At 43.0% G+C, this 19267-nt stretch carries 16 protein-coding genes; 8 read left to right on the top strand and 8 right to left on the bottom strand.

The annotated features are described in order from the left end of the window. Positions 1-84 precede the first annotated feature (84 nt). The 7 genes from VL121_RS01100 to VL121_RS01070 all read right to left on the bottom strand — a co-directional run bounded on the left by VL121_RS01100 (position 85) and on the right by VL121_RS01070 (position 7927). Positions 85-705 (bottom strand): DUF5606 family protein, encoded by a 621-nt coding sequence (locus VL121_RS01100; protein WP_325401264.1) that lies wholly within the window; start codon positions 703-705, stop codon positions 85-87. A 51-nt stretch (positions 706-756) separates the two neighbouring features. Continuing rightward, positions 757-1842, bottom strand: a complete 1086-nt coding sequence (locus VL121_RS01095) for an amidohydrolase family protein (protein WP_325401262.1) — start codon at positions 1840-1842, stop codon at positions 757-759. A 20-nt stretch (positions 1843-1862) separates the two neighbouring features. Continuing rightward, a complete protein-coding gene (locus VL121_RS01090; RefSeq protein ID WP_325401260.1) occupies positions 1863-3152 on the bottom strand; it encodes a serine hydrolase domain-containing protein in 1290 nt (429 codons plus the stop codon). Positions 3153-3193: 41 nt separating this feature from the next. Beyond that, positions 3194-3913: a ferredoxin--NADP reductase gene (locus tag VL121_RS01085; RefSeq protein WP_325401258.1), complete on the bottom strand. Its 720-nt coding sequence runs from the start codon at positions 3911-3913 to the stop codon at positions 3194-3196. 209 nt (positions 3914-4122) lie between these two features. After that, complete coding sequence (obgE, locus tag VL121_RS01080) at positions 4123-5127, bottom strand: GTPase ObgE (RefSeq protein ID WP_325401256.1); 1005 nt, start codon at positions 5125-5127, stop codon at positions 4123-4125. Positions 5128-5306: 179 nt separating this feature from the next. Then, positions 5307-7547, bottom strand: coding sequence for a PspC domain-containing protein (locus VL121_RS01075; RefSeq protein WP_325401254.1), 2241 nt, complete (start codon positions 7545-7547; stop codon positions 5307-5309). A 14-nt stretch (positions 7548-7561) separates the two neighbouring features. Continuing rightward, the gene (locus VL121_RS01070) at positions 7562-7927 is read right to left on the bottom strand and encodes a PadR family transcriptional regulator (RefSeq protein WP_325401252.1); all 366 of its coding nucleotides are present in this window, start codon (positions 7925-7927) and stop codon (positions 7562-7564) included. Positions 7928-8356: 429 nt separating this feature from the next. Between VL121_RS01070 and VL121_RS01065 the strand changes: the two genes are divergently transcribed. The 7 genes from VL121_RS01065 to VL121_RS01040 all read left to right on the top strand — a co-directional run bounded on the left by VL121_RS01065 (position 8357) and on the right by VL121_RS01040 (position 13139). Further along, positions 8357-9133, top strand: coding sequence for a PI-PLC domain-containing protein (locus VL121_RS01065; RefSeq protein WP_325401250.1), 777 nt, complete (start codon positions 8357-8359; stop codon positions 9131-9133). A 108-nt stretch (positions 9134-9241) separates the two neighbouring features. Continuing rightward, entirely contained in the window at positions 9242-10063 is an 822-nt protein-coding gene (locus tag VL121_RS01060) for a hypothetical protein (protein WP_325401248.1), read from the top strand. A 42-nt stretch (positions 10064-10105) separates the two neighbouring features. Beyond that, positions 10106-10891, top strand: coding sequence for an exodeoxyribonuclease III (locus VL121_RS01055; protein ID WP_325401246.1), 786 nt, complete (start codon positions 10106-10108; stop codon positions 10889-10891). Next, the gene (locus tag VL121_RS01050; RefSeq protein WP_325401244.1) at positions 10878-11183 is read left to right on the top strand and encodes a DUF4286 family protein; all 306 of its coding nucleotides are present in this window, start codon (positions 10878-10880) and stop codon (positions 11181-11183) included. The genes VL121_RS01055 and VL121_RS01050 overlap by 14 nt, the downstream gene beginning before the upstream one ends. Before the next feature lie 206 nt (positions 11184-11389). Beyond that, entirely contained in the window at positions 11390-11659 is a 270-nt protein-coding gene (locus VL121_RS01045) for an HU family DNA-binding protein (protein ID WP_324557255.1), read from the top strand. Positions 11660-11767: 108 nt separating this feature from the next. Then, entirely contained in the window at positions 11768-11881 is a 114-nt protein-coding gene (locus VL121_RS21585; protein ID WP_349255346.1) for a 30S ribosomal protein THX, read from the top strand. A gap of 124 nt (positions 11882-12005) precedes the next feature. Then, the gene (locus VL121_RS01040) at positions 12006-13139 is read left to right on the top strand and encodes a redoxin family protein (protein ID WP_325401242.1); all 1134 of its coding nucleotides are present in this window, start codon (positions 12006-12008) and stop codon (positions 13137-13139) included. A gap of 36 nt (positions 13140-13175) precedes the next feature. On the opposite strand, the gene mgtA is transcribed toward VL121_RS01040, so the two are convergent. Beyond that, positions 13176-15866: a magnesium-translocating P-type ATPase gene (gene mgtA / locus VL121_RS01035; RefSeq protein ID WP_325401240.1), complete on the bottom strand. Its 2691-nt coding sequence runs from the start codon at positions 15864-15866 to the stop codon at positions 13176-13178. Positions 15867-16699: 833 nt separating this feature from the next. Here mgtA and VL121_RS01030 point away from each other — a divergent pair. Further along, the gene (locus tag VL121_RS01030) at positions 16700-19237 is read left to right on the top strand and encodes a TonB-dependent receptor (RefSeq protein ID WP_325401238.1); all 2538 of its coding nucleotides are present in this window, start codon (positions 16700-16702) and stop codon (positions 19235-19237) included. Positions 19238-19267: the final 30 nt, after the last annotated feature.

Below are 19267 nucleotides of genomic sequence, written 5' to 3'. Positions count from 1 at the left end.
TGTGAAAGGGTAAAAGGTGAAAAGGGAGAGACAAAAGACAGAAGAGAATTGCTTTCACCGCTCACTTCCAATGCTATATTATTCTTATTCTTTTGCTTTTTTCTTTGGCGTAGCTTTCTTTTTAGGTACAGCTTCTTCTTCTTTGGTTGTTTCCGCTTTTTTAGGTGCTGCTTTTGCCTTAGGCGCAGGTTTTGCTTCTTCTTCCTTTGTTACTTCTTTTTTCTTTTCCGATTTTTGGGGTGCTGCTTCCCCCGGGGCCGCTGCTTTTACTGCTTCCGCTTCCTGTTGATCTTCGGAATCAACTATTTCCTCTTCTTCAGGTTGAGGAGCCTTGATATCAATATTATTGGCCGTTAAAATACTGAGCCATTTCACCATTTTTTTCATGTCGCTGGTATATACCCTTTCAAAATCCATATCGGGATATACCGTTTCGAAATATTTCTTTACTGCCGCGTTGTCTTTTTCACCGGGCAATGGCGTAGCATCTTTTTGCATGGCAAGAAATACATCGGCCAGGTTCACATTGTCGCGAACTGTAAATATTTCAATACTTTCTAAGTGCGAGAAGTTATGTACGCGGGAAGATACAAACCGGGTGCTTTTATCTTCAAGGGAACGCACAATAGCGCCGTCTCCTTTAGAGCTTAATAATTCAAATAAACCGCCTAAGCCGGTAACGGAAATGATCTTACTGTATTCCATATCAATCAAAACATTTTAAGGACGTGCAAGATAGCAGGAAATTTGGAAATGTTAGTCCGGGAATCCTGTTTTATCAATATTGGGGATGATACGCAGGGCGTTTTTGTAATATATTTTTTTGAGAACCGCATCGGAGAGGCCCATTCCGTATATACGCCAGAAGGCATGGTATTTTTTGTGGTAAGGAAAATATTCGTCTTCCGTTTCCAAAACCCTGAAATATGTACTGTATTCATCGGGCACCCAGCTATCCTTGCCAAACATAATCCTGTTCTGGTACTGCTCAAAAAACTGTTTTGCCGCCCTTGGCTGCCTGCCCAGCTCAGCGATAACTGCGCCAAATTCAATCATCATATTCGGCATTTCATTTAATAAGCTGCCTAATTTGCCCAGATCGTTGGGGTACCAGCCAAAATGCGCCGCAATAAAGGTAGTGGAAGGATGCTTTTTAAACATGCGGTGCTGTTCGGCAATGAGCTCCTCCCACGGCTCAGGATCATTAGCTTCTCTTTTCCTGCGGGGATGGGTAACCAGCTCCAGCCAGCGTTCATTGTGTTCATCCACCGGATCCCAGAATGGCTTGGGATCGGCAGTATGTATAAGCACGGGAATATGCAGTTCCCCGCATTTTCCCCATATTGCATCTAACCGGGGGTCGTCTATGGCTACCCGTTTGCCCCCTTTATCTGTAACCGAAAAGCCCAGGTTTTTAAATATTTTCAACCCATTAGCCCCGTTTTTTACATCGGCTTCCAATTGCTTAACCGCGTTTGCCGTCCAGCCGGCTTCACCAATACCATTAAAGTCAATGTTGGCAAATACAATAAAACGTTTCGGAGCTTTGTTGCGAACGCTTTGTGTCATTTCCCGTAACCTGCTGCCGTTACCACCGCTGAGGTTTACCATTACGGCCATGTTCAGCTTATCCATTGCGGTTAGCAGCCCTGGAATAGCCTGCTCAGAAAGGTTCCACTGGTGATTGTGTACATCAATGAAAGGAAATTTAGCCCTGGTAACTATGTGCTCCGGAACTTTAAGCGTAGATACCGGGTCGTATTGCTCAAAGTTCATAGATTTTTGCTGTGCAACTACGGAAGCTGTGCAGAAGAACAAAATAATAAAGCTGATTTTTTTCATGCTGTTGGATATGAATATGGTTAGTTATTAAGCGCCTGGTAAGTGAGTACTTTAAATTTTTCATGAATATCGCCATGACTGTTAGGATACAACTGCAAAAACAGTTGCGCCACTATCTTTTCTTCGGGATCTATCCAGTATGAAGAGCTGAACATGCCGCCCCAGCTATAGGATCCTTTGGGCCGGGGAGAAAATGCGCTTCCCTTTTCAGTTGCCACTTCAAAACCCAGTCCAAATGCATTACCATGCCCTAATGCAAGGTCCCCTATCTGGTTGGTGGTCATCATACGAATGGTATTGCGTGATAATATGCGCTTACCGTTATATACGCCGTTGTTCAGCAGCATTTGCATAAAAATGGCATAATCGTAAGCCGTGGATGACAATCCCCCTCCCCCGGAAAAATACGTGCCGTTCATATTGGGGTAGTTGGTATAGAATGTGCCGTTAATATCCATCGTTGCCGCGGCTTTTTTAATATGCTTGGTATCGTCTTCCGTATACAGCGTGGCTAAGCGGTTTTGTTTCGCTGCCGGAAGATAAAAATAAGTATCCTTCATACCTAAAGGCTCAAATATCCTTGTTTTCAAAAAGTGGTCAAGGCTCATGCCGGATACCACTTCTACTAAATAACCCAGCAGGTCGGTATTCAGCCCGTAGGTAAATTTTTCTCCGGGTTGATGCGCTAAAGGCAGCGGACCTAATTTTTTCATTATATCCGCCAGTTTTATCCCGCCGATGCCGATGCCGGCCAAAATACCCGCTTTTGCATAAATGGCATTAAAGGTTTTGTTGCCTATTTGCGCATAGTGGATGCCGGAAGTATGGGTAAGCAAATGGCGTATAGTTATCCCCGATTTAGCAGGAACAGTAGTATAGGTAGTATCGGCTTCATTAAAGCTATCTAATACCACGGGATTTTTAAATTCGGGTATGTATTTGCTCACCGCATCGTCTAACAAAAATCTTCCTTCTTCATACAACATCATTACGGCTACGCTGGTAATGGCTTTGGTTTGAGAAGCGATACGCATAATGGCATCTTTTTGCAGGTGCTTTTTCGTAGCTGCATCATCATACCCCAATCCTTTGTAGTATACAATTTTGCCATTGCGGGCAATAATGGCCGTGGCGCCATTGATCCAGCCGCTGTCTATATACTGCTGTACCAGCCCGTCAATACGTTTCAGTCTTTCTTCGGAAACCTGTACGGATGCCGGTGTGGCGGTTTGTAAGGTCTGGGAAAAGGAAGTGGTACCCGCCGCCATAAAAAAAAGCAGCAGGATAGCGCGGGTAGACGATCTTATCATACAATAGCATTGATATTTAGAGAGTGGAAGATAAGATTTAATTACCCGTATAACTCCTGGTGAATAGCTTTGCGGTCGTAGCCCATGGCCACAATCCTTTGTTTGGCTTCATCAATCATATTCTTCCAGCCACAAAGAAAGAACTGTGCAGGCGGCATGGTTTGGGCGAGTTCTTCATATATAGCATGCACATAACCGGTTTTCCCTTCCCACTCCTGTCGTGATAAGGTAGGGTAATAATGAAAACCAGGCACTTTTTCTTCCAGTTCCCGCATCTCATCATAATACAGCAGGTTGCATTTTTCGCGGCAGCCAAATATGAGGTGAATATCCCTGTGAGGAATATTGTGCAGATTAATATAATTAACCATACTCCGAAAGGGTGCAATGCCTGTTCCGGTACAGATCAGGAACAGCTCCTTTTCAACAGGCTGCGGCAGGGTAAATACGCCGAGCGCACCGCGCAGCGTAAACTCCGATCCTTCTTTTATTTCATTGAAAATATAGGTAGTTCCTGCACCGCCTTCTAATAATACAATCACCAGTTCAAACACGTTGCTGCCATCGGGCCATGATGCTATAGAATAGCTGCGCCATCTTCTGGCGGGCTTTTCATGTATGGGCAAATCAAGTGTTACGAACTGCCCGGGAATAAAATCAAAATGAGCGGTATCCTGTACTGCAATCCAATATCTTCGGGTTAGGGGAGCTTCTTCCCTGATACGTGTAACAATACCTTTGCGCCAGGGCAGTAAAGCCATATACAGAATTTTTCAGGATGACCAATTGCTTACATAAAAAATACGCGTATAAAGATAAGCGATGCGGACTGGATAATGCAACAAAAAAGCCAAACCCGGGGGCTTCGCAGTAAGTGCCGGAAATGGCAGGCAATCGTACGGTATAATGAAATAAATATTATTGCTTTTTGCAGTGGTAATGCTACAGCATTTTTATTATGATCTATTGTTTACTGATCATTTTTTTTATTTAAGACCTGCCACAACAGGTCTTTCAGTTCAACCAAACCTTTATGGCTAAGCGATGAAATAAAAAGGTGCGGGATACCAGGAGGTAATTCTTTACTGATAGCTGTTTTCAGTTCATCATCCAGCATATCGCTTTTACTTACAGCAATAATAAATTCCTTGTGCAGCAACTCCGGATTGTATTGCTCCAGTTCATTTACCAGTATATCAAACTCTTTACGATGGTCTTTGCTGTCGGCAGGAATAAGGAACAGCAGCACGGGGTTACGTTCAATATGACGAAGAAAGCGATGGCCCAAACCCTTGCCCTCCGCGGCTCCTTCAATAATACCGGGAAGATCGGCTATACAAAAACTTTTGTTTTCGCGATAGGCTACTATGCCCAGATTGGGATCAATAGTAGTAAAAGCATAATCAGCAATTTTGGGTTTGGCGGCAGTAATAGCAGCTAATAAAGTGGATTTGCCTGCATTGGGAAAGCCTACCAGGCCTACATCCGCCAGCACTTTTAGTTCTAACACCTTCCAGGCTTCCTGCCCGGGTTCGCCAGGCTGGGCATACTCCGGTGCCTGGTTGGTGGCCGTGGCAAAATTACTATTGCCCAGTCCTCCGCGTCCGCCCTTTATCCATATTATTTCCTGTCCGTCTTCCATTATTTCGGCTTCCTTTTCATTCGTTTCTTCGTCAAAGGCAACTGTTCCCAAAGGCACTTCTATAATAATATCCTTTCCCATTCTGCCCGTACAGTTATTACCGCTGCCCCCTTCACCATTTTCTGCAAGCACATTTTTGAAATACCGCAAATGCAACAGGGTCCATAAATTTTTGTTACCCCGGAGCAAAATATGACCACCCCTGCCGCCATCGCCGCCATCGGGGCCCGCCTGCGGGTTATACTTGGTGCGCATGAAATGCTTACTGCCGGCGCCTCCATGCCCGCTGCGACAAAATATCCTGATCTGATCAACAAAATTCGATTTTTCCATACCGCGCTTTGGACAAAGATATAACCTGGGTGGCATTATTAGGTTATGGGTTTCGGGCTGTGCGGTTTCTGCTGGCTACCTGTACCGCAAAAGCAGCTACCCCACCTTTTTACCAGCGGGGTAGCTTTGTTCCAACTTCAACCTTTCTATTGAAACGATCTTTCGGGGTATGCCATTTTTTAACGGCCGGAAAGGAAGTGAAAGGGACTGTGTAAATCTTCCCGTGCACGGGCTCTTACTACTTTTTCTACTTTCCCATCATCAGAAGAAACCGAAGCTTTTCTTTCCTGAACCGGCGCAGGAGGTGGTGCCGGCGACTTTGGAGGAGCGGGCTTTTTCCCTTTTTCAATAATAATGGAATCACCCTGCTGTTTGTAGCGGTAAGTGCCTTTACCCGTATCCATTTCGCCCTCTGCCTCTATCTCTACACCATTTTCATCTGCTTTCAGCCTGAATTTTCCGCTTTTCAGCTTCCCTTTATCTTCTTCATTCTTATCCATTCTTTCCAGCCCGTCTGCCGTCATTATATACTGCACATTATTTCTCCATGAATAGGAGTTGTCCCATCTTTCATCCCAGTCAATATTCCATCTTCTTCTGCGGTCAATATTAATATCAAACCAGTCGAACCAGTCTATACTTTTATCAATCATTATCTTTTTTCCAACCGGCACTTCAATTACCAGCATCACCTGCTGATTACGGAATTTGTCTTCCTTAGATATGGGGAATCCTTTGGGTAAAACAATTACGCTGTCATTTTGTGTTACGGGAAAGTGTACATTGGCCGCATTCTTTTCGGCTATAGCCGGCGTATTACCCCTGGCTAATTTTACCATTTGAATGTGATAGGAAGAATCCCCGCTTTTTACCACTTTTACCCGCACGGTATTCAGCAGCATACTATCTTCATTCATAGATAAAAATGGAAGCTCTCCGTCAAACCAGTCGCTGCTATAGTATCTTATCTTTCCGTCAGATACTTTTACGATCATCTTTCCGGTTGAAGGCTGTGTAATGCTAACCTGTTCCGTAGCGCTTGTTTTTGTTCTGAAATTGCCGCTAATCATTCCTATCAGCACAAATACGCTTACCAGTCCAATTATCCAAAGACTTCCAAAAGCATATCCCAGGTAGGGGTTCCCCGATTTTACCCGCATCATACGCCTGGCGATCCATACTATAAAAGCAATGATCGGAACGCCAATGAACATGGTTAACACACTCCATACCAGGAAGTTTTCCCAAAATCCTTCCAGCAAAAAATTCTTCAACGGAAATATTCCGATACCGCTATACAACAGGGCGATTAAGGCGATGAGCAATGCAAAGGCAACAATGCCGGCAATGAACAGAAAGAAGGCTTTGAACAGCACCCCTATCGCATTACCAATTCCTGTACCCGCTTTTTTGGCAAAGGGCCCCACCTCCGATGCAAAAGCCTGTGTTTTCTGCTGTATGGCGCTGCTGATTTCCTGTCCAACATCTTTGGATCTTTCCTTTAATTCAGCGCCTATCTTTTCGCTGCGGCCTTTTACGTTCTGCAGCTCTTCCTGTACCGTATTTTTTATACTTTCCAGGTCAATTTTTTCACCACGCATTTCTAATTTTTCACTGGCGGTAACTGCACGGGGTAAAACGATCCATAGAATAATATAAGTAACGAAGAAGGTGCCGCCTAACCCGCTGAATGCTACCCAGGGGCCTTTCCAATGCCACCAGAAACCATTGAACAAATTAGGAAGCAGGCTGAGTACAAAAGGTAAAAGAAATATCAGCCGGGGAATCCAGGTATCAATATTAAAGTACGCGCTTAATCCGCTGGCTACGCCACCAATCATTTTGTTATCCGGATCGCGGTAAAGCCGTTTACGCACATTGGTCTGCAATGGCTTAGAAGGCAGTATGATCCATAAAATGATATACAATAAGAAGCCGAAGCCAAATCCGCCAAAAGCAATGAGTGCAAAAATAATACGTACCACCGCCGGATCAATTCTCAGGTAATTGGCTATTCCGGCACATACACCGCCCAGTACCCTGTCGTTTTCCGCACGGTACAGCCGGCGCGGCGCAGGAGCAGGTTCTGGTATAGCTGATTGCGTATAATTGCCCGCACCCGCGTTTGCTGTTGTGCCCGAAGTGTATGCAGCTTCTTCCTGCTCAAAATCTTCGGGTCTGCCCATACTTGCCATTACCACATTCACATCTTCATCAGCAATACAAACAGCACCCTTCTTTAATTTTTCATCAAACAACTCTGCAATGCGGTTCTCAATATCACTGATGATCTCATCTTTCCCTTCTTCACTGGCGAAATACCGGCGCAGGCTTTCTACATACTGCTTCAACGTTTCGTAAGCCGTTTCTTCAATGGGTATCACCCTTCCCTGGAAATTTATATTTATTACCTTTTTCATGATCAGTTCAATTTTTATTGGTTGAAGTTGTTGGGGTTTGTGTCAATAGCCTGCTCATTTTGCGTTAACGCGTGTACCGCATTTGCCAGTTCATTCCATGTTGCCTGTAGTTCAGCGTAAAACCCCGCTCCTTTATCAGTTAATGAAAAATATTTCCTGGGGGGGCCTCCTGTGCTCTCTACCCAGCGATAGGTAAGCAGGTCCGCATTTTTCAATCGCGTTAATAAAGGGTAAAGTGTTCCTTCCAGAATATTAAGGTTGGCCCTTTTCATTTCCTCTATAATATCACTCGGATATACCTCTCCACGCTTAATTATAGACAGGATGCAAAATTCCAGTACCCCTTTCCTCATCTGGCTCTGCGTGTTCTCGATATTCATAATCTCAGGGATTTTTTCCGCTTCTCCGGCCGGTAAAGCGAAACGTTTACAATATTGTTATACCAATCTTTACAACCACCTTATATTATTCATCTTACTTATACTTCCTTCCTTTTATACCTGTTTGGTCTATTGGTGGTTATTTTACAATCATCTGGAGCAAAGATAGAACCTTATTTAATACTATGCAATACATAGTACCATTTTTATTTTAGTAGTTGGTAGTCAATAATTGGATAAAATTCGCTGAAAGCCAATATAGCAAAGGGTTTATAGTGATTTCGGACACAAATAATTTTTTTTATAAAAAGATAAATGGCAATTTTTAATGATAACCGGTATGATTTTGAAGGCTCACCTGCGCAATCTTTTATACTTTTAATCTGTAACAGGCATAAGTTGCAGCCTTTATTAAATAAATGACCGATTATGAAACAATTCTCCTTAAAGCATTGGCTCTCTTTAATACTCATTACACTTGCTTTTCATACGGGATATGGTCAAACCATACTTTACACTGCAGCTAATGCCCACGCCCACAACGATTATGAGCATAATATTCCTTTTACACAGGCCTATAACCTTGGCTTTGGTTCCATTGAAGCGGATGTGATACTGGAAAATGACAGCTTATACGTAGCACACAACCACAGTGATATTTTTACAAAACCGCTGTTCTTTGAGCGGGATTATATACAACCCCTGTATGCAGCTTTACAGGCGCAAAAAGATACTGCACGAAAAGTGATTTTATTGATAGATCTTAAAACGGAGGCGCTTGTTACACTCAAAAAAGTAATGGCTATTATTGAAAAATATCCGTTACTAACAACAACCACTGCCGTACAATTTGTAATTACAGGCAATCAGCCGCCACCCGCTGCTTTTGATGAATACCCTTCTTATATTTATTTTGACGGCAATATCAATAACCCCGGGCATATACGGCAAATTAATCGTATAGCTATATTCAGTGATAACTTCAGGAAGTATTCGCAGTGGAAGGGTAACGGAAATATCCCGGCGGAAGAAAAAAAGGCACTGACTACCGTTATTGAAAAAGTACATGCCCTGCATAAGAGGATCCGTTTCTGGGGCTGCCCGGACAATCCTCATACCTGGCAGATATTTATGAAGCTACAGGTAGATTATATCAATACCGATCATATTGAACAGCTTGCCGGTTTTTTTGCAGGCAGAAAATAAAAATCAGCACATACCGTTAGCCGTTAGTTTTAATTGTATTAGCTTAATTTCGCCCCCGCAATTGAATAGTGAATGTAGCGAGGTAAAATATTTTAAGCCATTAGAAATATGAGTATTCAAAAACCCGGAACCTGCCTGATCATTCTCGGAATGATCTTTTTCTCCTCTGTTGTTAGCGCGCAAACCACAAAAACATACCCCAAAAGCGAATGGTATCTTTCGTGGGGATACAATACGGAATGGTACACCCGCAGTAATGTGCACATTAATCAGCCCGAATTAGGCAACGATTATACTTTTAACCGTATTAAAGGGCATGATAAAAAAGGCTGGGATAACGGCCTGTTTCGCAAAGCTATTTCTATACCACAGTACAATTACCGGTTGGGTTATTTTTTTAATCCGCAAAAAGGCTGGGGAGCAGAGATCAATTTTGACCACACCAAATTTATTTTTGAAGATGGGCAGGATGCTTCCCTTACAGGAAAACGCAACGGAAAAGCCATAGATACTACGGTGCGGTTTTCAAAAGAAGATGGTTTTTATTATTACCTGAATAACGGGGCTAACTTTTTGCTGTTTAACCTGGTAAAAAGGTGTGAGCTTATTTCTACTAAAGACGGCAACCTGAAATTAGATTTTTTGGGTAAAGCGGGTATTGGCCCTGTGATTCCGCACGTAGAGAACAGTTTTTTTGGCAACGCAAATAAGCCGGATTTCCAGTTAGGCGGCTGGAATGTGGGACTGGAAGCAACGGTTAAAGCTACTTTTTTTAAGTATGCTTTCATAGAGTATGCTAACAAACTGGATTATGCCCGTTATTCCAATCTTAAAATTTATAAAGGAACCGCAAAGCATGCTTTTGGCACCTATGAAATGATTTTGAGCATTGGGGTGAATTTACCTGTGGGTAAGCGCGCCGCTTTATAACCTGATCATTCATTTTATTATTTGCGGTTGTAATGAAACAGTATGCGTATCATTTCCTATAATGTTAACGGTATTCGTGCCGCCATTAAGAAAGGTTTTTTAGACTGGCTGAAAACAGACCCGGCGGATATTATTTGCGTGCAGGAAACCAAAGCGGTAAAAGAAAATGTGGATCATACCCTGTTCAATGCACTGGGCTATTACGACTACTGGTTCAGTGCGCAAAAAAAAGGATACAGCGGTGTGGCCGTCTTCACCAAAATAAAACCCGATCATGTGGAATACGGTACGCAGCACAAGGTAAGCGATGATGAAGGAAGGGTTTTGCAGCTTGATTTTGGAGACATCCGGCTCATCAACGCCTATTTCCCATCGGGCACAAGCGGAGAGGAAAGGCAAAGCTTTAAGTACGCCTGGTTAGATGATTTTTTTGATTATCTCGGCAAGCTGCATTTGCAATATCCGAAATTAATTTTGTGCGGCGATTACAATATCGCTCACAAAGAAATTGATATTCATGATCCGAAAGGCAATAAAAAATCATCTGGCTTTTTGCCCGAAGAGCGGGCATGGATGGATAAATTTTTTGACCGGCAATGGGTAGATACATTCCGGGTTTTTCATCCGGAACCCCATCGCTATAGCTGGTGGAGCCAGCGTTTTCCCAGTGTTCGTTTAAACAATAAAGGCTGGCGCATTGATTATATAAATGTAACAGAAGGGCTGAAAGATCAGTTAGCTGCCGCAGAAATATACCCCGGTGTAAAGCACAGCGATCATTGCCCGGTATATGCAGAAATAAAGCAGGTTCAGGATGATCGTATATAATATTACTACAAAAATTCTTCCGCATATAGAAGCGCAATGGCTGCAATGGCAAACGCATGAGCATATTCCCGAAATAATGGCTACGGGTTTGTTTGATTCATTTAAAAAGTACCGTTTGCTTGACCAGGACGACACAGAAGGTATAACCTTTACTATACAGTATTTCACTTCCTCCCGGCAGCGATACCAGCAATATATGGATAGGTTTGCCGCTTCCCTGCGAAAAAAAGCGATAGAAAAGTGGGGTGATCAATCTATTGCTTTCCGAACAGTTATGGAGCATGTGGACTAATTGTGGAAAACCTAATGCCAGCAAGGCTTTTAGCCTGTTTTCCATTTAACGTCTTTTTAATCAGCCCCTCCGGTTACGCTTGTAATCCTTATCCCATACGGGTTCGGAAAGAAAATTACACAGATTAAAACCGGAAAATAATTTTGTTGGATGTAAAAAGCGTCTATATTTGTTTCTCCTAAATAAAATTCTAAAAACGCTCTATCATGAACAAAGCTGAATTAATCGCAAAGATTGCAGATGATGCCGGCATCACAAAAACTCAGGCTAATGAATCTTTGGATTCTTTTATTGAAGCGGTTACCAAAACCCTGAAAGGCGGTGGTAAAGTTACACTTGTTGGCTTCGGCACTTTTTCTGTTTCCAAACGTGCTGCACGTAATGGCCGCAACCCACAAACTGGTGCTGTTATCAAGATTAAAGCTAAAAAAGTTGCCCGCTTTAAAGCAGGTAAAGAATTATCTGCAAAGTTGTAATTCCAGCCTTTAGAACATTTTAAGCAGGATGCACCGGTTGTATCTTGCTTTTTTTATTTTTGCACGGAGTAAGAAGTATTTATTTAACAAGCAATAAACATCAATACTATGGGAAGAGGTGATAAAAAAACAAAAAAAGGAAAAATCGCGCAGGGATCATTTGGCAAAAGTCGTCCGGCAAAACCTGCCAGGGCCAAGGCCGCCAAGAAAAAGGCGGAATAGCTGAAAAGTGAGTTAAGTAAGTTGAATTTCATTACAGGCAGGAAGCTCGTTCATACCCTCTTTTAACTTACTTAACTTCATTCTTACTCCCGGGATGTTGTAACCTTTAGTAAAATATTCAGTTATGAAGCATTCATTGGTAGTTTTCCTGCTGAGCATTTTATTTTTATTGCAGTCTTTTCCGGGTTATGCCCAACCGCCGCAAGAGCATAAAACGCTTGCTATTGGCGCCGTTGCTCCCGGTTTTACATTGCCTGCTGCTGATGGCAAAACCTATACGCTTGCATCTTTCAGCAATAGCAAAATAGTAGTGATCATCTTTACCTGTAATCACTGCCCAACCGCGCAGGCTTATGAAGAGCGTATTATACAACTTACCGCCGATTATTCGGGCAAGGGCGTTGCTGTTGTTGCCATTATGCCCAACGATCCTAAGTCCATTACCTTAAGTGAGCTGGATTATACAGATTTAAGCGACTCCTTTGAAGAGATGAAGATCCGTGCCAAAGAGAAGCAATTCAACTTTCCGTATTTATATGATGGCGATACACAGGCAACAGCAAAAGCTTACGGACCTGCCGTTACACCACATGTTTTTATTTTTGATGAAGCGCGCAAACTCCGTTTCCAGGGAAGAATAGACGATGTGGAAAACCCTGCCAAAACGCCAAAGCACTTTGATACGCGGAATGCTATAGAAGCTTTACTTGCCAATAAGGAAGTAACTACACCTGCCACAAAAGTTTTTGGATGTTCCACGAAGTGGAAAGAAAAAAGCGACTGGATTGTAAAGGCGCAGCAGGAGTGGGCCAAAGAGCCGGTGCAATTAAATGATATTGATGTAGCAGGAATAAAAAATTTGCTAAAGAACGAATCCGGCAAACTGCGTTTAATTAATATCTGGGCCACCTGGTGCGGTCCCTGCGTTACGGAATTTCCGGAATTTATAACCATGAACAGGATGTACCGCAAACGGGATTTTGAATTTATCAGCATCAGCGCCGATGATCCTGCCAAAAAGGAAAAGGCATTGCAGTTCCTGCAAAAGCAACAGGCTTCCAATACCAATTATATTTTTAGTACAGATGATAAGTACCAGCTTATTGAAGCGGTAGATCCTAACTGGCAGGGAGGACTGCCCTATACTATTTTGGTAGAGCCCGGTGGCAAAATTATATATGCCAGACAGGGTATTATTGATCCGCTGCAAATGAAGAAGACGATCATAGAGCATCCGCTGCTGGGGCGGTATTATTAAAATATCCGAAAACAGGTTATTGGTTTTGTATTTAACCTACAGCCATCCATCAAATTTTTTGATATACTGGTTTTTTACATACTGCGTAAGAAAACAATATCCTGTTAATATGCCTGTTAACCAGGGAAAATAAGCAACTGGCAGGGGTTGCAATGAAAGCATTGCCGCAAGTGGTGTAAACGGGATGGCTATACCAATAAGCATGATTAAGGAAGTAAGTGCTATTACCGGCGCTGTAGCCCAGCTTTGAATAAACGGTATCTTTTTGGTTCGAATCATGTGTACAATAAGGGTTTGGGATAGTAATCCTTCAACAAACCAACCTGTTTGAAACAAGCTTTGATTTTCAACACTGTTGGCTTTAAAAACAAAAAACATTACTGCAAATAAAATGTAATCAAAAACAGAGCTGATAGGGCCAATGTAAAACATGAATTTTTGTATTCCTGATGCATCCCATTTTTTTGGTTTTTCTAAAAAATCTTTATCCATTGTATCCCAGGGAATGGATATTTGAGAAATGTCGTACATCAAATTTTGCACCAGCAATTGAATAGGCAGCATCGGTAAAAAGGGGAGGAATGCGCTGGCCCCCATCATACTGAACACGTTGCCGAAATTACTGCTGGTAGTCATTTTAATATACTTGATAATATTACCAAAAGTTCTTCTGCCGTAAATAATTCCTTTACGCAGCACCATTAAGTCTTTTTCCAGGAGAACGATATCAGCATTTTCTTTTGCAATATCCACCGCTGTATCTACACTAACGCCCACATCGGCTTCTTTTAACGCGGCTGCGTCATTGATGCCGTCTCCTATAAAGCCTACAGTATGTCCCCTGGCTTTTAGGGATTTTACTATTCTTACTTTCTGCAGCGGGTTTAGTTTTGCAAAAACGGAAATGTCGTCAATCCGTTCGGTCAGTTCTTTTTCAGAAATAAGTTCGAGTTCATTTCCCAGCATTATATTTTCAACCGGGATGCCTGCATCTCTGCAAATTTTCTTCGTCACAATTTCATTATCTCCCGTTAATACTTTAACGGTAACGCCTAACTGATGGAGTGCCTCAATGCCAGGTTTTGTAGAAGGCTTTACCGGATCAAGAAATCCGATAATACCCGTTAGAATTAAATTGCTTTCATCGTTAACAGAATAGGTGACCGGATGTGTGTCTTCAAATTCGCGAATAGCCACCAGCAACACCCGCAATCCATTTTCATTTAATTTTTGAGTTGTGCGCAATACTAACTGCCGCATGGTTTCGTCCATGGGCACTACTTCATCCTGTTCCGTATGCAATTGCCTGTCTTCACCGGGGTCAAAACTATGCGTGCATAAATCAAGCATCTCTTCCACTGCGCCTTTGCATATAAGCAAATGCACCCCTTTACTTTGCTTAAGCACTACCGACATTCGCCTACGTTCAAAGTCAAACGGAATTTCATCAATTTTTATAAAATGTTCTTCCACTTTCAGGTAATCATTCAGCTCCACGTGTTCCAACACTGCTTTATCTAAAACGCCTTTCAATCCGGTTTGATGATAGCTGTTCAGGTACGCCCATTTCAATACTTCATCATCTTCAATACCATATACATTTAAATGTGTTTCTAAAACAATCTTATCAAGCGTAAGTGTCCCTGTTTTATCAGCACAAAGTATATTCATGGCGCCAATATTCTGAATGGCATTTAAACGCTTTACAATTACTTTATGCTTGCTCATACTTAATGAGCCTTTGGCTAAATTGGCGGTTACAATCATGGGCAGCATTTCCGGAGTTAATCCTACAGCTACTGCAATTGCAAAAAGCATAGCCTCCACCCAATCGTTCTTTAATAATCCATTGATTAAAAAAATAAGCGGCACCATTACCAGCATAAAGCGGATGAGAACAAGACTTACTTTATTGATTCCTATATCGAAGCTGGTTTGCGGGCGGCTGCCAATAATGCTTTTGCTGATGCTTCCAAAATAAGTATTGCTCCCGGTAACCAGTATAATGGCCGTGGCAGACCCGCTTATCACATTAGTGCCCATAAAACAAAGATTATTTAATTCTATCGGCTGTTTGTCATCCGCACCGGCAATGGGTAAAAATGTTTTCTCAACAGGCAAAGATTCTCCCGTTAGCATAGACTGGCTGATGAACAGATCTTTGCTTTGAAGTATCCGGCAATCCGCGGGTATCATATCTCCCGCTGATAAATACACGATATCGCCGGGTACCAGCAGTTGCATTGATATTTCACTTTGCCCGATGGGCTTTCTCACTACCGTAGCGGTTGTTGTTACCATCGTTTCCAATTTCTCCGCAGCCTTGTTACTTCTAAACTCCTGCACAAAACGGAGTAGCGAGCTTATGGCCACCATTATTGAAATTACCACTACAGTTTTAAAATCTGCCTCTCCCGCCGCGGCCATCCATACATCTATTATAAAGGAAATGATAGCGATAACGATGAGAATAAAAATAAAAGGGTTTGCAAATGCTTTTATTAATTGTATGAACCAGGAAGGGGCTTTATCATGTTGCACTTCATTTAGTCCATATTTGCGCAAACGATTATCTGCCGTAGCTTTTGAAATACCCGTTAACGAGCTTTCCATTAAGGCATAAAGTTGCTGGTTATTGCTCTGAGAGGCGCAACGCAGGTGAGTTACTGTGCCGGTATGCATGTTACTGTCCACCGTGTTTTTCTTTATCGATAACTTTTCATTCATAATCCAATGCTGTTAGCTAAATCCGTTTTAAAGGCATAATAGCAGCCTCTGATTTTAGTAAATGTAGTTAATCGGTGGTTGTAAACCAGCAATATAACCACCCCGGTTCGTACCTTCAGGAAACGGAAGTTTGAAGCCGGGTTGGTGCGGACAGCAACCAGGACATCAGGCCTCGCCCGCTATACGCAGTCTCCGGACTTCATTATTAATTATCTTCTTTCGGAACTATGTCTCGTAATATGGCACCAATATAATGCGGCATAGCATTGTTGCAATACATGGGTGCGATGCCCTTCTCAATGGATCATCCAAACGGACAACATCAACTTAATAATATTTCCAAAGCTGATTCCCCAATAATAAAAGTCACCCGGAAACAATTACCGGAGATGGTTCTGTTTGCCAGTAAGTTCCGGCAATTAAATATAAATTTTTAATAGACAAGTCTCATCATTCGGGTACATTTCAAATTGTCATTTTTAGATAAAGCGAAAATAAAGGCAATAGGAAAGCAGCATGATGTGTACTATGCCGGAGGATAATAATGATGCCTATGCTTACCTGCGTTATGCCGGCTACCTGGCAACGGCGCGTATAGGTTAGACTGATCCGGCAAAAAAAATAAAGTCTATAAATTTTGTAGACTAATAAAAAAACCATAATCTTGCATAATAATTAATGAACAGCCTCATTGTATGACTTATTCTCATCTTACGGATCAGCGATGTTGACACTGCACTGCAACGTGCTTCTTACGTAATTTTTTTTGTTTTAATACTCTACAAATTTAGTAGACTAATATCATTGTTTATTCCCCAATCAAAACGTAATACATGAAACATATTTTCCTGGTTTTAGGATACCTGTTGCCTGTAGCAGGCTTCGCGCAATTTACCGGCCGTGTGGTTAATGAAAATAATACCGGCGTACCTTACGCCAGCGTAACTATAAAAAAAACAACAACAGGCGCCGTTACCGATTCTGCAGGCCGGTTTTCCCTGGAGAGCCGCCAGCAAACCTTCCCCTTTTCTTTGATCATATCTTCTGCCGGGTATGAAACCCGTGAACTGATTGTTAGAAACAGCAACGTAAATAATGTATTGATACCATTGCAGCCACTGTATCAAAAGGATACGATCATTATTACCTCCAGGCGCCGCAGGGAGGTATTACAGAACGTTCCTATTCCTATTTCGGTAGTAACCGGCGCGCTTGTTGAAGATGCCGGCGCTTTTAATGTTAACAGGCTGAAAGAGCTTATCCCTTCTGTTCAGCTCTATTCTTCCAACCCCCGTAACACAGCGCTCAACATTCGCGGGCAGGGTACTACGTTCGGACTTACCAACGATGGCGTAGAACCAGGCGTTGGTTTTTATGTAGACGGTGTGTATTATGCACGTCCCGCTGCAGCAACGCTCGACTTTATAGATATTGAACGGATTGAAGTATTGCGTGGTCCCCAGGGAACATTGTTTGGCAAGAATACAACAGCCGGGGCGTTTAACGTTATAACCCGTAAGCCCAGCTTTAAGCCGGGCGCTAATTTTGAGGTGAGCTACGGTAATTATGGATTTATCCAGGCCAAGAGCTCCGTTACGGGCGCACTAAGTAAAAAACTTGCCGGGCGGCTATCCTTCTCGGGTACGCAACGGAACGGGCTGATTGAAAACGTAGCCACGCAGAAGAAGACGAACGATATCAATAACCTGGGCATTCGCGGACAGTTGCTGTATGCACTATCGGACAAAGTGGGTATTACCCTGGCAGCGGATGCAACCAGCCAGCGGCCCGATGGTTACGCACAGGTGGTGGCAGGTGTGGTAACTACACAACGTCCTGCATACCGCCAGTTTAAGCAGATTATCACTGATCTCAACTATAATTTGCCCAGCCGTAACCCCTTCGACCGGAAGATTGATCACAATACTGCATGGCGTTCAAATAATGACCTCGGCGGCGCTTCCCTGAATGTTGATATTAAGCTCGGATCGGGTACCCTCACTTCTACTTCTGCCTGGCGTTACTGGAAATGGGACCCTTCAAATGACCGCGACTTTACCGGACTTCCGGTACTAACCTTATCGCAAGCACCGTCCAAACATAAAAACTGGTCACAGGAAATACGCTATGCTGGGGATTTATCTTCCCGCCTGAGCGGCGTATTCGGGTTGTTTGCTATTGGTCAGGATCTTAAAACAAATCCTTATCATACAGAGGAATCCGGCGATGCTCAATGGCGGTTTTCACAGAGTACAACGAACCCTAAATGGAATACACCCGGGCTTTTTGACGGGTATGGGATCCGAACAACATCATCACTCAACACCTTTAGTGGTGCGGCTTTCGGACAATTAGATTTTGCGGTTACCGAACGGTTGCACCTGCTGGGCGGACTGCGCTATAATTACGATAAAAAGAAAGTAGCATTTAACCGGGAAACCTATGGAGGAATGGAAACAAATGACCCCGACCTGATCGCTCTTAAGAACGCGGTGTATACTAACCAGGCTTTTAATACAAATACCAGCAACACCAATTTGTCGGGATTGGTAACCGTTGCATTCAAAGCCGCGAGCCAGGTTAATACCTACGCTACCTATTCCACCAATTATAAGTCTGTAGGGCTTAACCTCGGGGGATTACCTACCGCCGGCGGAGAAGTACTACTGGATCTTGCTGCTATAAAACCTGAATATGTACAGCACATAGAATTTGGGCTAAAAACCACACCGGCGCCGGGTACCACGCTGAACCTAACGATTTATAATACCAATATTAAGGATTACCAAACGCAGGTACAAACAGCTGAAGTGGGTGTAAACCGGGGCTATCTCGCCAATGCGGAAAAAGTGCGTATACGCGGAGCGGAGTTCGATGGAAATACCAGGCTCAATAATCATTTTTCGTTATACGGTGCATTAGCTTATACAGAAGGCATATACGTATCTTTTAAAAACGCTCCGGTTCCGCTTGAAGAAACCGGCGGACCATCCGCGTTTAAAGATATTTCGGGAGGCGACCTGCCTGGCATTTCCAAATGGACCACTTCTTTGGGCGGTGAATTTGCTACCCCGTCTATATTCCTGGGTAAAGCAGGAAAATTCTTCATCGCTGCCGATGGTTATTATCGTTCCGGCTTCTCTTCCAGTGCCTCTCCGTCCCAATATCTGAACATTGATGGTTATGCCCTGTTGAATGCCAGGCTGGGCTTCCGGGTTTCCGGGGGACTATCGGCATTTTTATGGGGCCGTAATTTATTAGATCAACATTACTTTGAACAATTATTGCCCGCGGCAGGTAATGCCGGACACTATGCTGCTGTATTAGGAGATCCGAGAACATTGGGTATAACTTTACGCTACGCGCTTTAACAAAAAAATTCCGCTATTTTTGTTTTGGAG

It is taken from the genome of Agriterribacter sp. (genome assembly GCF_035497235.1).
Taxonomy (GTDB): Bacteria; Bacteroidota; Bacteroidia; order Chitinophagales; family Chitinophagaceae; genus Agriterribacter.
The sequence above is the reverse complement of the archived record's forward strand: the minus strand, read 5'-3'. Positions and strand labels throughout refer to the sequence as shown.

Excerpts from the sequence above, each read along its gene's own strand:
- VL121_RS01100 (WP_325401264.1), bottom strand. The coding sequence starts at position 705 with ATGGAATACAGTAAGATCATTTCCGTTACCGGCTTAGGCGGTTTATTT.
- VL121_RS01095 (WP_325401262.1), bottom strand. The coding sequence starts at position 1,842 with ATGAAAAAAATCAGCTTTATTATTTTGTTCTTCTGCACAGCTTCCGTA.
- VL121_RS01090 (WP_325401260.1), bottom strand. The coding sequence starts at position 3,152 with ATGATAAGATCGTCTACCCGCGCTATCCTGCTGCTTTTTTTTATGGCG.
- VL121_RS01085 (WP_325401258.1), bottom strand. The coding sequence starts at position 3,913 with ATGGCTTTACTGCCCTGGCGCAAAGGTATTGTTACACGTATCAGGGAA.
- obgE (WP_325401256.1), bottom strand. The coding sequence starts at position 5,127 with ATGGAAAAATCGAATTTTGTTGATCAGATCAGGATATTTTGTCGCAGC.
- VL121_RS01075 (WP_325401254.1), bottom strand. The coding sequence starts at position 7,547 with ATGAAAAAGGTAATAAATATAAATTTCCAGGGAAGGGTGATACCCATT.
- VL121_RS01070 (WP_325401252.1), bottom strand. The coding sequence starts at position 7,927 with ATGAATATCGAGAACACGCAGAGCCAGATGAGGAAAGGGGTACTGGAA.
- VL121_RS01065 (WP_325401250.1), top strand. The coding sequence starts at position 8,357 with ATGAAACAATTCTCCTTAAAGCATTGGCTCTCTTTAATACTCATTACA.
- VL121_RS01060 (WP_325401248.1), top strand. The coding sequence starts at position 9,242 with ATGAGTATTCAAAAACCCGGAACCTGCCTGATCATTCTCGGAATGATC.
- VL121_RS01055 (WP_325401246.1), top strand. The coding sequence starts at position 10,106 with ATGCGTATCATTTCCTATAATGTTAACGGTATTCGTGCCGCCATTAAG.
- VL121_RS01050 (WP_325401244.1), top strand. The coding sequence starts at position 10,878 with ATGATCGTATATAATATTACTACAAAAATTCTTCCGCATATAGAAGCG.
- VL121_RS01045 (WP_324557255.1), top strand. The coding sequence starts at position 11,390 with ATGAACAAAGCTGAATTAATCGCAAAGATTGCAGATGATGCCGGCATC.
- VL121_RS21585 (WP_349255346.1), top strand. The coding sequence starts at position 11,768 with ATGGGAAGAGGTGATAAAAAAACAAAAAAAGGAAAAATCGCGCAGGGA.
- VL121_RS01040 (WP_325401242.1), top strand. The coding sequence starts at position 12,006 with ATGAAGCATTCATTGGTAGTTTTCCTGCTGAGCATTTTATTTTTATTG.
- mgtA (WP_325401240.1), bottom strand. The coding sequence starts at position 15,866 with ATGAATGAAAAGTTATCGATAAAGAAAAACACGGTGGACAGTAACATG.
- VL121_RS01030 (WP_325401238.1), top strand. The coding sequence starts at position 16,700 with ATGAAACATATTTTCCTGGTTTTAGGATACCTGTTGCCTGTAGCAGGC.